11 protein-coding genes are annotated in these 14,136 nt (G+C 34.2%); 8 read left to right on the top strand and 3 right to left on the bottom strand.

All coding sequences use genetic code 11. The annotated features are described in order from the left end of the window. Positions 1 to 282: 282 nt before the first annotated feature. The 3 genes from BUE10_RS19880 to BUE10_RS19870 form a co-directional block, all read right to left on the bottom strand. Entirely contained in the window at positions 283 to 972 is a 690-nt protein-coding gene (locus BUE10_RS19880) for a hydrolase (protein ID WP_073488212.1), read from the bottom strand. 227 nt (positions 973 to 1,199) lie between these two features. Continuing rightward, entirely contained in the window at positions 1,200 to 1,514 is a 315-nt protein-coding gene (locus BUE10_RS19875; RefSeq protein ID WP_073488209.1) for a hypothetical protein, read from the bottom strand. Positions 1,515 to 2,646: 1,132 nt separating this feature from the next. Then, positions 2,647 to 3,588: an alpha/beta hydrolase gene (locus BUE10_RS19870; RefSeq protein ID WP_073488206.1), complete on the bottom strand. Its 942-nt coding sequence runs from the start codon at positions 3,586 to 3,588 to the stop codon at positions 2,647 to 2,649. 404 nt (positions 3,589 to 3,992) lie between these two features. Here BUE10_RS19870 and BUE10_RS19865 point away from each other — a divergent pair, with 404 nt between their 5' ends. The 8 genes from BUE10_RS19865 (at position 3,993) to BUE10_RS19830 (ending at position 13,966) form a co-directional block, all read left to right on the top strand. Then, entirely contained in the window at positions 3,993 to 5,588 is a 1,596-nt protein-coding gene (locus tag BUE10_RS19865; RefSeq protein ID WP_073488204.1) for an MFS transporter, read from the top strand. A gap of 89 nt (positions 5,589 to 5,677) precedes the next feature. Then, on the top strand, positions 5,678 to 6,517 hold the full coding sequence (gene kduI / locus BUE10_RS19860) for a 5-dehydro-4-deoxy-D-glucuronate isomerase (protein ID WP_083598204.1): 840 nt from the start codon (positions 5,678 to 5,680) through the stop codon (positions 6,515 to 6,517). A 4-nt stretch (positions 6,518 to 6,521) separates the two neighbouring features. After that, positions 6,522 to 7,313 (top strand): gluconate 5-dehydrogenase, encoded by a 792-nt coding sequence (locus tag BUE10_RS19855; protein ID WP_073488199.1) that lies wholly within the window; start codon positions 6,522 to 6,524, stop codon positions 7,311 to 7,313. 24 nt (positions 7,314 to 7,337) lie between these two features. Then, on the top strand, positions 7,338 to 8,744 hold the full coding sequence (gene uxaC, locus BUE10_RS19850; protein WP_073488196.1) for a glucuronate isomerase: 1,407 nt from the start codon (positions 7,338 to 7,340) through the stop codon (positions 8,742 to 8,744). Positions 8,745 to 8,947: 203 nt separating this feature from the next. Further along, on the top strand, positions 8,948 to 9,970 hold the full coding sequence (locus tag BUE10_RS19845; RefSeq protein ID WP_073488193.1) for a sugar kinase: 1,023 nt from the start codon (positions 8,948 to 8,950) through the stop codon (positions 9,968 to 9,970). Positions 9,971 to 9,982: 12 nt separating this feature from the next. Beyond that, a complete protein-coding gene (locus BUE10_RS19840; protein ID WP_073488190.1) occupies positions 9,983 to 10,651 on the top strand; it encodes a bifunctional 4-hydroxy-2-oxoglutarate aldolase/2-dehydro-3-deoxy-phosphogluconate aldolase in 669 nt (222 codons plus the stop codon). Between the two features lie 206 nt (positions 10,652 to 10,857). Further along, entirely contained in the window at positions 10,858 to 12,306 is a 1,449-nt protein-coding gene (locus BUE10_RS19835) for a tagaturonate reductase (protein WP_073488187.1), read from the top strand. 37 nt (positions 12,307 to 12,343) lie between these two features. Next, positions 12,344 to 13,966, top strand: a complete 1,623-nt coding sequence (locus BUE10_RS19830; RefSeq protein ID WP_177178045.1) for a UxaA family hydrolase — start codon at positions 12,344 to 12,346, stop codon at positions 13,964 to 13,966. Positions 13,967 to 14,136: the final 170 nt, after the last annotated feature.

Here is a 14,136-nt window from a genome sequence, read left to right as displayed (position 1 = left end):
GCAAAGACGCGGATAAAAACGGATTTAAAATTTAAATAACTACATATAAAAAAATCTGTGTAAATCAGCGTTTTCGCGAAGCGAACCCGTTTCATCTGTGTTTCAATTAAATTTAGTGTTTCAACATTTGCTGAAAGTATTTTAGTGGGAAATGGCCGCAGATTTTACTGATTTGCTTTGCAAAGACGCGGATTTACACAGATTTTTTATTGATAACAGATGATTAAAAATCCGTTTTTATCCGCGTTTTCGCGGAGCGAATCCGTTTCATCCGTGTTCTAATTAATGTTTCAACATTTCATGAGCATATTGAACACCTACACCATAAGCACCACCGTATTTTTTAACTAAATCTGTTACTGGTACATAAGTTTCCTGACGAGCCCAGTCGCGTTGTAATTCTAATAAATATTGCAATGAAGTTACAGGATGTGCGCCAGCTTGTACCATACGAGTTACAGCCATTTCGTGTGCTTCTTTAGAAACGTCTCCGCTTGCATCTGTAATTACGTAAACATCATAACCTTCGTTGATTGCTGATAAAACTGGCCCAACAATACAAACGCTTGTCCATAAACCGCCAAAAACGATTTTCTTTTTACCAGTTGCAATAATTGCTTTTCGTGCCGGTGCGTCTTCCCAAGTATTCATTGTAGTACGATCGATATAGTTTGAAGTTTTTTGAGGATAGAATTCTTCAATTTCTCTAAAAACAGGTCCGCTGAATGATTTTTCGGCAACCGTTGTTACAATAGTTGGGACTTTGAATATTTTTGATGCTCCGGCTACAAGAGCGGTGTTGTTTCTAAGCTGATCGATTGGAATGTTGCTTACTGCAAATGCCATTTGGCTTTCGTAATCGATTAGGACTAATGTATGATTTGTAGGGTCTAACAATGCCGGACTTGGTTTTTGAGCGAATCCAATAAATGTTACAAATAATAAAGCTGCGGTAAGGATTAATTTTTTCATGATAATGTGATTTTGTTGTTAATTAAAAGGTTTAAAAAATATTTTGTATTTGATTTTCAATGTTTTGCATTCAAATAAAATGCCTTGTTTGTAATGTGTTGATTTTAAAAGGATTTTCAGAAAAGGCAATAGAGATCCTAGCGATATATCGTCAATAAAAATTGGATATTCGTTAATGTATTATCGTAAAGCTTTTAATGAATTTTAAAAGAGAAAAATACTGGTACCTAAATTTTTCCTTTTAGATATAATCGGTGGAGAATTTCTGATTTTAATAATCCGCTTCCTCCGCCAAAATGTTCAATTACTTCAACTTCCGGCTGCTGTTTTAAGCAAAATGAAGTAAACTCTTTTTCGACATGATCTTCGATTCCGGAACTCAAAAGAACAACATCGATTTTGTGATTCTGAAAATATTCCTGAGCTTCTTTTTCATTGTTGAAAGAAACTGCGTTCCAATCTTCATATGCGTTTACAAGGCGAAGTAAAATGGCCAATATCGCTTCGTTTTTTCCGAGTAATAAGAATTCAAGAGTTTTCATTTTTTTTAAGGTTCTGAGGTTCTGAGTGGCTAAGGTTCTAAGTATTTTACTTTGAAATTAGTTTTGACAGAACTTCTAATTTACTTTACAAATTTATTTGTTTTGTTTTTACTTCCACTTAATCTAGGACAAGAAGTTACTAAGGTTCTAAGATGCTGAGATTCTAAGATTTTTCTTTTTCCATTTGGTTTCAGTTTTTGACAGAACGTTTAATTTACTATGCAAATTTATTTGTTTTGTTTTTGCTTCCACTTAATCTAGGACAAGAAGTTACTAAGGTTCTAAGATACTGAGATTCTAAGATTTTTCTTTTTCTATTTGGTTTCAGTTTTTGACAGAACGTGTAATTTACTATGCAAATTTATTTGTTTTGTTTTTGCTTCCACTTAATCTAGGACAAGAAGTTACTAAGGTTCTAAGATACTGAGATTCTAAGATTTTTCTTTTTCTATTTGGTTTCAGTTTTTGACAGAACGTGTAATTTACTATGCAAATTTATTTGTTTTGTTTTTGCTTCCACTTAATCTAAGACAAGAAGTTACTAAGGTTCTAAGATACTGAGATTCTAAGATTTTTCTTTTTCTATTTGGTTTCAGTTTTTGACAGAACGTGTAATTTACTATGCAAATTTATTGGTTTCGTTTTTTTCTCAACTTAATCTAGAACAAGAAAGATTTTCTCTTTTCTATTTGGTTTCAGTTTTGACAGAACTTGTAATTTACTATGCAAATTTATTTGTTTGATTACGGTTTCAACTTAACCTAGAATAAGAAAGGTTCTAAGCATAAAAAAACTTAGAACCTCAGAATCTTAGAACCTTAGCAACTTTTAAAAAAAATATACGGGAAACCCGTAATGGGATCTCAAAAGGCTGTATTAGATTTGTCTTGTTGAGATCAAGATATGATTTACTACCTTTTTAGATTATTACTAAAGATCTTAATGGTTTAACTGTTTTTGGAGAAACAATTTTTTTAATTTTTTAAAAATTTGACATATTCACTTTATCATGGGTAACTTGTAGAAATTTGCAAATAATACAACAGATGTCTATTTTTTATGGGCTTTTAGATTCGGTTAATTGGTTGGCCTCTTCTAAAAGCCTTTTTTTTTGTTTACTACTTTTTTGATTTTAGTTATAGCCGTTTGCTTTTAGCCATTCTTCGCAATCTCTTGTCCAATATTTGCTGGTGTCGTTTACGCCTAAACCAAAACCGTGACCGCCTTTTTCATATAAATGTAACTCCGCTGTAACTCCATTTTTTTTCAAGGCTAAATAATAATCGATACTGTTTTCTGGTAAAACAACCGTATCATCTGTAGCATGAATTAAAAAAGCAGGGGGTGTTTTTGCGGTAACTTTCTTTTCGTTTGAAAATGAGTCTATTAAATCTTGTGAAGGATTGTTTCCAAGTAAATTAATCTGTGAACCCTTGTGTGTAATATCATTTTGCATTGAAATTACAGGATAAATTAAAAGAGAAAAATCAGGACGTGCACTTACTTTATAAGTAGATTCATAAACTTTATCGTCATAATGAGTAGATAGAGTAGCAGCCAGATGTCCGCCGGCAGAGAAACCTAAAATTCCAATTTTATTAGGATCAATGTTCCATTTTGCTGCATTTTGTCTTACGTAGCGAATTGCTTCCTGTGCGTCTTGCAGTGGACCGATATTTTTGTTTTTCATTATTAAATCACTCGGAAGTCGGTATTTCAATACAAAAGCAGGAATTCCTAAACTATTAAACCATTGCGCCACTTTTGTTCCTTCTTTATCAATAGCCAAATGCTGATATCCCCCGCCGGGAAGAATAATTACAGCAGTCTGATTTGGTTTTGTTACATTCGGAAAAAATGCCGTTAAAGTGGGAATTGTAACTAAACTGGTACTTTGAACTTTTCCATCAGTTATAACTTCTTTTTCTTTATAATCTGCCGCTTTAATTTCATCCGGAATTTTATTCCAAAGCGGAATTAACTGATTTTGCGCCTTTATATTCAATAATACTCCTGTAAAAAGGATAAAACTAAATACCGTTTTTCTAAAATATTGTTTTTTTGAATTTTTCAATGTTAAATTTAATTAGTTGTTTTACAATTGTTTACTTGTTTGATCGAGCTGATTTATAAATTTGAATTTGAATAAATGAAAGGTAAATAAAAACAATTTCACAGAGATTAAATTACAGGACAATTTTACCCCTAAATACGGATGATTTTGACCTGTTGACTTTTAACAAATATATTGGTTAATGTGTAATTTTGAGTTCTTTTTTTTACGCAATGTCTTAAATTTGATACTTAAAATAATTTTATATATAATTTATTTGGAATATAAAGATTAAAAACTATATTTGTGCAATCGATTACATTATTGCAATCCTATAATTTTAATCTCTTGATCCTAATGTGTTTAAATTATGCATTTGTATACAGATCTTAAAATTAAATAATCTAACTATAATAACCACTATCATGAGTCAAACCGATGCTGTTACAGTAAATCAAAGTATTAAATCCGCAGGAAAATATCGTTGGAGTATATGTGCGCTTTTGTTTTTTGCAACCACAATTAATTACCTTGACAGACAAGTTCTTTCGTTGACTTGGAAAGATTCTATTGCTCCAGAATTTCACTGGACAAATAGTGATTATGGAGATATAACTGCCTTGTTTTCGATATTTTATGCTGTTTCATTATTATTTGCTGGTCGCTTTGTAGATTGGTTAGATACAAAAAAAGGATTTCTATGGGCAATTGGAATTTGGTCTATAGGAGCTTGTCTTCATGCTTTTTGTGGTATTGCTACTTCTGGAATAATTACTGGAGATTGGTTCGTAGGCTTTCATGGGTCAAAAGAAATAATAAGCTCCGTTCAGGATACTGCCTTGGTAATTAATGTAAGTGTTACTTTGTTTATTTTTGCACGTTTTGTTCTGGCTGTTGGAGAAGCAGGAAACTTTCCCGCTGCTATTAAAACTACGGCAGAATATTTTCCTAAAAAAGACAGGGCTTTTGCAACAAGTATTTTTAATGCCGGCGCTACAGTTGGAGCTTTGGCGGCGCCAGTTACAATTCCTTTTATAGCTAAAGCTTTTGGTTGGGAAATGGCTTTTATTATCATTGGAGCTTTAGGATTTATCTGGATGGGATTCTGGATATTTATGTATGATAAACCAGAAAAGCATAAAAATGTATCTGCTGAGGAATTGGCTTATATTCAGCAAGATGATATTGCAGAAAGTAAATTAGAAGGTTTTGTTCCAGAAACTTCTTCAAAAGTATCTTTTAAAGAATGCTTTAAATATAAACAGACATGGGCTTTTGCATTTGGTAAATTTATGACTGATGGTGTTTGGTGGTTCTTTTTATTCTGGACTCCGGCTTATTTAAGTTCGGTTTACGGAATGGATTCAGCTCAGGCAGCTTGGCCATTGTTTGTTCTTTACGCTATTACATTGTTGTCAATTATTGGAGGGTGGCTGCCTACTTATTTTGTAGAAAAAAAAGGCATGAATCCGTATGAAGGGAGGATGAGAGCAATGCTTATTTTCGCCTTTTTCCCTTTATTAGCTTTAGCTGCTCAGCCTTTAGGATATATTAGTTATTGGGTACCGGTTATCATTATCGGAATTGCAGGTGCAGCGCATCAGTCTTGGTCAGCAAATATTTTTACTACAGTTGGAGATATGTTTCCAAAAAAAGCAATCGCAACAATTACAGGCATTGGAGGATTAGCTGGAGGAATTGGTTCGACACTAATAAACAAAGGCTCTGGAGTATTATTTGATTTTACACAAAGAAATTGGAGTACTGTAAATGGTCAGCCATTATTAGAAAAATATCCACAACTTCAAAATGCAGTAACAGAAAAGGCTTTTCTGTCTCAAAGAGGAGTAGGGAATTTAGAAGATTTTTTAAAGTCGCTTACAACTGCGGGTGAAAATGTGGTAAACGGAATAAATACAGGATATATGATTATTTTTTCAATCTGTGCTGTTTGTTATTTGGCAGGCTGGTTAGTAATGAAATCATTAGTTCCAAAGTATAGTCCAATTACAAATCTGTAATTTAGTATTGAAATATTTTTTAGTTTGAATTATGCTTTTTTCAATATAAAAAATTAAATTTGTGCAATCGATTACATTAAAATAAAATTATGACAAAATATAGCTCAAGATACGCGTCAAGCCCAGAAGCAGTTAAAAAATACGACACACAGCAATTGAGAGAAGAATTCTTAATTGATGACTTAATGCAGGAAGATGAAGTTGTATTGGTTTATTCGCATTATGACAGATACATTGCAGGTTCTGCAGTTCCTGCAAAAGGTGATTTAGCGCTGGAAACAATCGATCCGCTTAAAGCGCCGTACTTTTTAGAAAGAAGAGAAATAGGAATTATTAATGTTGGAGGAAGCGGTTCTGTAGTAGTGGAAGGAACATCTTATGAACTTGGTTTTAAAGATGCTTTATACATTGGAAGCGGGAATAAAGAAGTAATCTTCAAAAGTATTGACAGCAAGAATCCGGCTAAATTTTATATCAACTCTGCACCGGCTCACACGACTTACCCAACGGTAAAAGTAAGCTTGGCAGAAGCAAATAAATTAGAATTGGGAACGATGGAAACGGCGAATCACCGTACGGTAAACCAAATGATTATTGGAAGTGTTGTAACAACCTGTCAATTACAAATGGGAATGACGGAATTAAGACCGGGAAGTGTTTGGAATACAATGCCGGCGCACGTTCACGATCGTAGAATGGAAGTTTATTTTTATTTAGATATTCCTGAAAATCAAGCTGTTTGTCATTTTATGGGACAGCCGCAGGAAACAAGACATATCTGGATGAACAATCATCAGGCAGTAATTTCTCCGCCTTGGTCAATTCACTCAGGATCAGGAACCAGCAACTATACTTTTATCTGGGGAATGGCTGGAGAGAATTTAGATTACGGAGATATGGATGTTTGTAAAATCACTGATTTAAGATAAGAAAATGACAAACTTATTTGACATAAAAGGAAAAGTTGCCCTTATTACAGGAAGTACGCACGGACTGGGAATGGCAATGGCAAAAGGACTTGGAGAAGCCGGAGCAACGATTGTGGTAAACGGAAATTCATCCCAACAAAAAATTGACGATGCTGTAGCTGCACTTAAAAGCGAAGGAATCAATGCGGTTGGTTACAAATTTAATGTAACCGAAGAGCAGGAAGTAAAAGCTGCTGTTGCAAAAATTGAAAGTGAAGTTGGACCAATCGATATTTTGATTAACAACGCAGGAATTATCAAAAGAATTCCATTAATCGATATGGAAGTTGCTGATTTTAGAGAAGTAATCGATATTGATTTAGTGAGTCCGTTTATTGTTTCTAAGCACGTTGCCAAAGGAATGATTGAAAGAAGACAAGGAAAAATCATCAACATTTGTTCTATGATGAGTGAATTGGGTCGTAATACAGTTTCGGCGTACGCTGCTGCAAAAGGCGGTTTAAAAATGCTGACTAAAAACATGGCAACAGAATGGGCAAAATACAATGTTCAGATCAACGGAATCGGACCGGGATATTTTGCTACAGAACAAACAAAACCTATTAGAGTTGACGGACATCCGTTTAACGATTTCATTATTAGCAGAACGCCTGCTGCAAAATGGGGAGATCCAGGTGATTTAGCCGGAGCAGCGATATTTTTATCCTCAAAAGCGAGTGATTTTGTTAACGGTCACATTTTATATGTTGACGGCGGAATCCTGGCAACAATAGGAAAACCTTCAAACGAAGAATAATTCTCAAAATATATTTTAAAAGACATGAGCGCGAATCAGACATTCATACACGATAATTTTCTGTTAGAAAATAAATACGCTGAAGAGTTGTATCACAATTACTCTAAAAACCAGCCAATTATTGATTATCATAATCACCTAAATCCGCAGTTTATTGCCGAAGACAAGATTTTTGATAACATTACAAATGTATGGATTAATGGAGATCACTATAAATGGCGTGCCATGCGTACATTAGGGATCAACGAGCAGTTTGTAACAGGAAATGGTTCAGATAAAGACAAGTTCTTAAACTGGGCAAAAACAGTTCCGTACACCATGCGTAATCCTTTGTACCACTGGACACATTTAGAATTAGCGCGCTATTTTGATATTTATGATTTGCTGAATGAAAAAAATGCGGAGAAAATTTATATCGAAACAACTGAAAAAATAAATTCTCAGGCTTACAGCACACAAAACCTTCTTAAAAAAGTAAACGCTGAATTAGTTTGTACTACCGAAGATCCGATTGACAGTTTAGAGTTTCACCAAAAACTGGCAAAAAATCCAATTGGAACTAAAATGAGTACGGCTTTCAGACCCGATAAAGCCATCTTAATTGCTAATGATGGTTATAATGCATATCTGGACACATTAGGGGATGTGTCCGGAGTTGCAATTAATACTTATGCTGATTTACTTTCGGCATTAAGAAAAAGAATTGAATTTTTTAATGCCAATGGCTGTAAATTAAGTGACCACGGTTTAGATCAGATTTATTTTGAACAATTTACAGAATCTGAGATTAATACTATTTTCAAAAAGAAAAGAGAAAACAGAATTCTATCTTCAGAAGAAGCTTTAAAATTCCAAAGCGCTGTTTTATTGTTTTTATCTGAAACTTACCATGAATTTGGATGGGTACAGCAGTTTCATTTAGGTGCTTTGCGTAACAACAATGCACGTATGCACAGGATTTTAGGTCCAGATACAGGATGGGATTCTATTGGAGATTATCCGCAGGCACAAAAATTATCAAGCTTTTTAAATGCTTTAGACAGTAAAGATAAATTGACTAAAACAATTATCTATAACCTAAACCCGGCTGATAACGAAGTTATGGCAACGATGATTGGAAATTTCAACGACGGAAGCGTTCGCGGAAAAGTACAATTTGGTTCAGGATGGTGGTTTTTAGATCAAAAAGACGGAATGACAAAGCAGTTAAATGCGCTTTCAAATATGGGATTAATCAGTTGTTTCGTTGGAATGCTGACAGATTCAAGAAGTTTCTTATCGTTCCCAAGACACGAATATTTCAGACGTATTTTATGTAATCTTTTAGGAGATGAAATCAAACGCGGAGAACTTCCAAACGATATGGAATGGATTGGAAAATTAGTTGCCGATATTTCATACAACAACGCAAAAGAATATTTCAAATTCTAAATTAAAGTTTTACCATTAAGATATTAAGAAAATTAAGTGTAAGGCTTAGTATTTTTAAAGAAAGTAAAGAATTAAAAATGAGTTTTATCAAACTTAATTTTCCTTTAATATCTTATATGGTTTGAAATATAAAAGAAAAGAGTAAAACTTAACTTTCTTAATATCTTAATGGTAAAAAAGAAATACAGGTAAAAAAATATAATATGAGTAGAGTAGTTGCATTTGGAGAAATCATGCTGCGTTTATCGACAGAAAGACATTTACGTTTTTCGCAATCTACAGCATTTGGTGCTACGTACGGAGGCGGAGAATTTAATGTGTGTGTTTCTTTAGCTAATTATGGTGTAAATGCCGAATTTGTTACAAGATTACCTGAAAATGAAATTGGTACATCGGCATTAAAAGAAATGCGAAAAATGAATGTCGAGACCAAAAGCATTGTTTATGGAGGAGATCGTTTAGGAATCTATTTTCTGGAAACCGGAGCAGGAACACGCGGCAGTAACGTAGTTTACGATCGTGCGCACAGTGCAATGGCCACTATCGAAAAAGGCCAGATAAACTGGGAAAAAGTTTTAGAAGGTGCAGAATGGTTCCATTGGAGCGGTATAACTCCGGCAATTTCTCAAACTGCAGCAGAAGCTTGTTTAGAAGCTATTAAAGCGGCTCATAAATTGGGAATCAAAATTTCCTGCGACTTAAACTATAGATCAAAATTGTGGCAGTATGGCAAAACGCCAAGCGAAGTAATGCCGGAAATGCTGCAATACTGTAATGTTGTTTTAGGTGATATTGATACTGCTTATTTTATGTTAGGAATTCCAAAAGAAAACCCTAATTATCAGGATCAGGAATCACTTCAGGTTTTATACTCAAAATTATTTGAGTTAATTCCGAATTTAAAAATTGCAGCAACAACGCTTCGTTATTCTGTAAGTGCATCACACCAAAGAATTGGCGGTATTTTATTTGACGGAAAAACAATTTATCAGGCAGCTGTAAAAGAAGTTACACCAGTTGTAGACCGAGTAGGAAGCGGTGACGCTTTTATGGGAGGATTGATTTACGGATTGTTAGAATATCAAAATAATAACCAGAGAGCTTTAGATTTTGCAGTGGCAGCTTGCTGTTTAAAACACACAATTGCCGGCGATTACAATTTGGTTACTTTAAAAGAAGTTGAAAATATGATTGATGGTGATGGTTCTGCATTAGTATCAAGATAATTAATTAGAGATATGGCAAAATATTCAAGAATAGAGGTTGCGCAGACAATGAAGGATAACGGAATGGTGCCGTTGTTTTTTCATTCGGATATTGAATTAAGTAAAAAAGTTTTAAAAGCTTGTTACGACGGAGGTTCCAGATTAATGGAATTTACGAGCAGAGGCGACTTTGCACATGAAGTTTTTGGAGCTTTAAACAAATATGCTTTAGCAGAATTACCGGGAATGATTTTGGGTGTTGGTTCTATTACAGATGCCGCTGCGGCTTCATTATATATGAGTTTAGGGGCAAATTTTATCGTAACTCCGGTATTTAGAGAAGATATTGCAATTGCTTGTAATCGCAGGAAAGTACTTTGGTCGCCAGGCTGCGGCACACTTACTGAAATTGCAAGAGCAGAAGAATTAGGCTGTGAAATTGTAAAATTATTTCCGGCAGATACTTACGGTCCGGAATTTATCAAAGCCATAAAAGGGCCATCTCCGTGGACAAGCATTATGCCTACAGGAGGTGTTTATCCAACAGTTGAAAGCTTGAGTTCATGGTTGAATGCAGGAGCAACTTGCGTTGGTTTAGGATCACAATTGATCTCAAAAGATATATTAGATAATAAAGATTTCGATGGTTTAACTACTAAGGTTAAACAAGTTCTTGACATTATAAAAGATATTAGAAAATAAATAAGGAGTAATCATGCCAATCCTTATTTATGCGTTTTTTTTAGATTTTAGAGATTGTAATTGAGCATTACGCTTGAAAAATAAATCTTGTCACTCCTCACAGCAAGATCTATTTTAATTACGAGTGTAATGTTTCATTTACAATGTATTAAAATGTCAATAAGGTATTAAGTGGTTATTTAAAACACTTTAAAGCAAAAATTAAAATGGAAAAAATTAACAGATCAAATTCAGAGTTTTCAAACAGACTTCCTATTAAAATAGTTCAATTTGGAGAAGGTAATTTCTTAAGAGCTTTTGTAGAATATGCTATTCAGAAATTAAACCAAAATGCTGGTTTTAATGCCGGAATCGCTGTTGTTCAGCCTATTGATAAAGGGTTGGTGAATATGATCAATGCACAAGATGGTTTATACACTTTGTTTATGAAAGGTGTAAAAAAAGGCGAGGAAATTCAGGAAAAAGAATTAATAACTAATATTGTAAAAGCAGTTGATCCTTATGCTTCTTTCAATGAATATTTGGCTTTAGCCAAAGAAGAGGAACTGGCTTTTATTATATCAAACACAACTGAAGCCGGAATCGAATACATCGCTTCAGACTTGCCTACAATGCAGCCTCCTGTATCTTTTCCTGCAAAATTAACCGTACTTTTGCATGAGAGATTTAAACATTTTAATGGTGCCGCTGATAAAGGATTAACAATCATTCCTTGTGAGTTAATCAATTATAATTCAGATACTTTAAAAGAAGTTATTTTGAAATATTGTACAGACTGGAAATTAGGCCAGGAATTTGTTTCATGGCTTTTAAACAACTGTTCATTCCACAATACATTAGTTGACAGAATTGTTCCGGGATATCCGAAGGATCAAATCGAAGAATACAACAGTCAGTTAGAGTACAAAGACGATTTAATTGTAAGTGCAGAAAGTTTCTTTTTATGGGTTATTGAAGGAGATGATGAATTGAAAGCAAAACTTCCGTTTGAAAAAACAGATCTTGATGTAAAAATTGTTGAAGATATGCAGCCTTACAGAACACGTAAGGTGAGAATTTTAAATGGAGCGCATACAGCTATGGTTCCTTTTTCGTTACTTTACGGAAATGAAACCGTAAAAGAAACAGTTGATAATGTTTTTACAGGAAAATTCATTAACAAAGCTGTTTTTGAAGAGATTAATGAAACATTAAACATGGATAAACAAGAACTGGCAAGTTTCTCTGAAGAAATTTTAGACCGTTTTAGAAATCCGTTTATCAAACATTTATTATCTTCAATCGCTTTAAATTCAATTTCAAAATTTAAAGTTCGTGTGTTGCCAAGTTTAACAGGATATGCAGATATTCACAAAACACTTCCGGTTCATTTAACTTTTGCATTTGCGGCTTTAATACGTTTCTACAAAGGAACTTGGAACGGTCAAAATTTACCGGTAAATGACAGTGAAGATATCGTTTCGTTTTTTGACGGTTTATGGAAATCAGATGATTATGAAAAAATAGCGAGATTGACTTTGCAAAACAAAAGTTTTTGGGATGAAGACTTAACAGAAATTCCTGGATTAACAAAAGCGATTACAGTTGCTTTAGAAGAAATTGATGCAAATGGAATTGAAGCTGGGTTTACCAGGTTTCAGGAAAGAATAAAATAAAAAATAAAAAAAACAAAAAGCAAAAAGAATAAGGATTATGGCAGTGCAGAAAAAATTAATAAAAGTTCACCCAACCGACAATGTTGCGGTTGCTTTGGTGAATCTTACAGCTGGTGAAGTAATTGATTTTGAAGGAGAATCAGTTACGGTTGAGACAGATGTAAAAATGAAACATAAGATTGCAATGGTTCCTTTTAATGTAGGGGACAGAATCATTATGTATGGAGTTTTAGTAGGGAAAGCAAGTGCAAGAATCGAAAGAGGAGGATTGCTTTCTACTGAAAATGTGAAACACGAAAGTGATAAAGTTACTGGTAAAACAGAAACGATAGGCTGGAATGCTCCAAATATTGACAAATGGAAAGACAGAACATGGCAGGGTTATCACAGAGAAGACGGACAAGTTGGAACTGAAAATGTTTGGTTGTTTTTTCCGTTAGTATTTTGTGAAAACAGAAATATCGAAATCTTAAAAGATATTTTTGAGAAAGAATTAATGAAACCTAAAGAAAACGATTATCAATTATTGTTACGATCTTTAGTAAAATCTGAAACTGGCGGTGCCGGAAATCAGGAAGCTTCAAATGATGCTAACTTATTCAACAATATCGAAGTAAAATTCATCACGCACCAAGGCGGCTGCGGCGGAATTCGTCAGGATTCTCATAGTCTGGCTAAACTTTTGGCAGGTTATGTAAACAATCCAAACGTTGCCGGAGCAACTGTTTTAAGTTTAGGATGTCAAAACCTTCAAATTCAGATTTTCAAAGACGCTCTTGATGCTATAAATCCAAATAGTAAAAAGCCTGTTTTAATTTACGATCAGCAAGCTATCGGAACTATTGAAACGATGTTAAGCAGTGTGGTAAAAGATACTTTTGAAGCGATTAAAAAAGCAAACGAAATAAAAAGAGAACCAGCTCCATTATCTAAACTAAGAATTGGTTTAGAGTGCGGCGGGTCTGACGGATTCTCTGGAATTTCTGCAAACCCAACTTTAGGTGTGACTTCAGATTTACTGGCTGCTTTAGGCGGAACTACCATTCTTTCTGAATTCCCTGAATTATGCGGAGTGGAGCAGGAATTAGTAAACAGATGTGTTGAAGACGAAGGTGGAAAACGTTTCTTAGACTTAATGCAATGGTACGAAAAAACGGTTGTAGATGCTGGTTCAGGATTTGATATGAACCCGTCTCCGGGTAACATCAAAGACGGTTTAATTACTGATGCCATGAAATCTGCAGGAGCGGCTAAAAAAGGTGGAACTTCACCTATTACAGGAGTTTTTGATTACGGAGAATATATCACTAAACCAGGTTTAACTTTGCTTTGTACGCCAGGAAACGACGTAGAGTGTACAACAGCAATGGTGGGTTCTGGAGCAAACATGGTATTGTTTACAACAGGTTTAGGAACACCAACAGGAAATCCAATTGCTCCGGTTGTAAAAATCTCTTCAAACACGCAGTTAGCAAACAAAATGTCTGACATTATCGATATTGACACCGGAGGAATCATCACCGGAGAAAAATCAATTGATGAAATGGCAGATGAAATGTTAGAGTTTATTATAGATGTTGCCAGCGGAACAATCAAAACCAAAGCAGCGTTATTAAACCAAAACGATTTCATCCCTTGGAAAAGAGGAGTATCGCTTTAGCTTTTAGTTACAAAGGTACAAAAATACAAAGTGACAAACGTTTATATGTAGAGACGCACAGCAGTGCGTCTTTTTTATTTTTAAACCATATAAGTTATATAAGTTCATTTTAGATTATACTTTGAGTAAAAAAAGCAACTCCATAAGAGCTGCTTTTTTATTGTTTTAAG

Origin of the sequence: Flavobacterium sp. CF108, from assembly GCF_900129795.1 — a bacterium.
In the GTDB taxonomy this organism is placed as follows: Bacteria; Bacteroidota; Bacteroidia; order Flavobacteriales; family Flavobacteriaceae; genus Flavobacterium.
The sequence above is the reverse complement of the archived record's forward strand: the minus strand, read 5'-3'. Positions and strand labels throughout refer to the sequence as shown.

Bases quoted from the DNA above. Each gene is read 5' to 3' on its own strand.
- BUE10_RS19865 (WP_073488204.1), top strand. From the start codon at position 3,993: ATGAGTCAAACCGATGCTGTTACAGTAAATCAAAGTATTAAATCCGCA.
- kduI (WP_083598204.1), top strand. From the start codon at position 5,678: ATGACAAAATATAGCTCAAGATACGCGTCAAGCCCAGAAGCAGTTAAA.
- BUE10_RS19875 (WP_073488209.1), bottom strand. From the start codon at position 1,514: ATGAAAACTCTTGAATTCTTATTACTCGGAAAAAACGAAGCGATATTG.
- BUE10_RS19855 (WP_073488199.1), top strand. From the start codon at position 6,522: ATGACAAACTTATTTGACATAAAAGGAAAAGTTGCCCTTATTACAGGA.
- BUE10_RS19835 (WP_073488187.1), top strand. From the start codon at position 10,858: ATGGAAAAAATTAACAGATCAAATTCAGAGTTTTCAAACAGACTTCCT.
- BUE10_RS19840 (WP_073488190.1), top strand. From the start codon at position 9,983: ATGGCAAAATATTCAAGAATAGAGGTTGCGCAGACAATGAAGGATAAC.
- BUE10_RS19830 (WP_177178045.1), top strand. From the start codon at position 12,344: ATGGCAGTGCAGAAAAAATTAATAAAAGTTCACCCAACCGACAATGTT.
- BUE10_RS19880 (WP_073488212.1), bottom strand. From the start codon at position 972: ATGAAAAAATTAATCCTTACCGCAGCTTTATTATTTGTAACATTTATT.
- BUE10_RS19845 (WP_073488193.1), top strand. From the start codon at position 8,948: ATGAGTAGAGTAGTTGCATTTGGAGAAATCATGCTGCGTTTATCGACA.
- uxaC (WP_073488196.1), top strand. From the start codon at position 7,338: ATGAGCGCGAATCAGACATTCATACACGATAATTTTCTGTTAGAAAAT.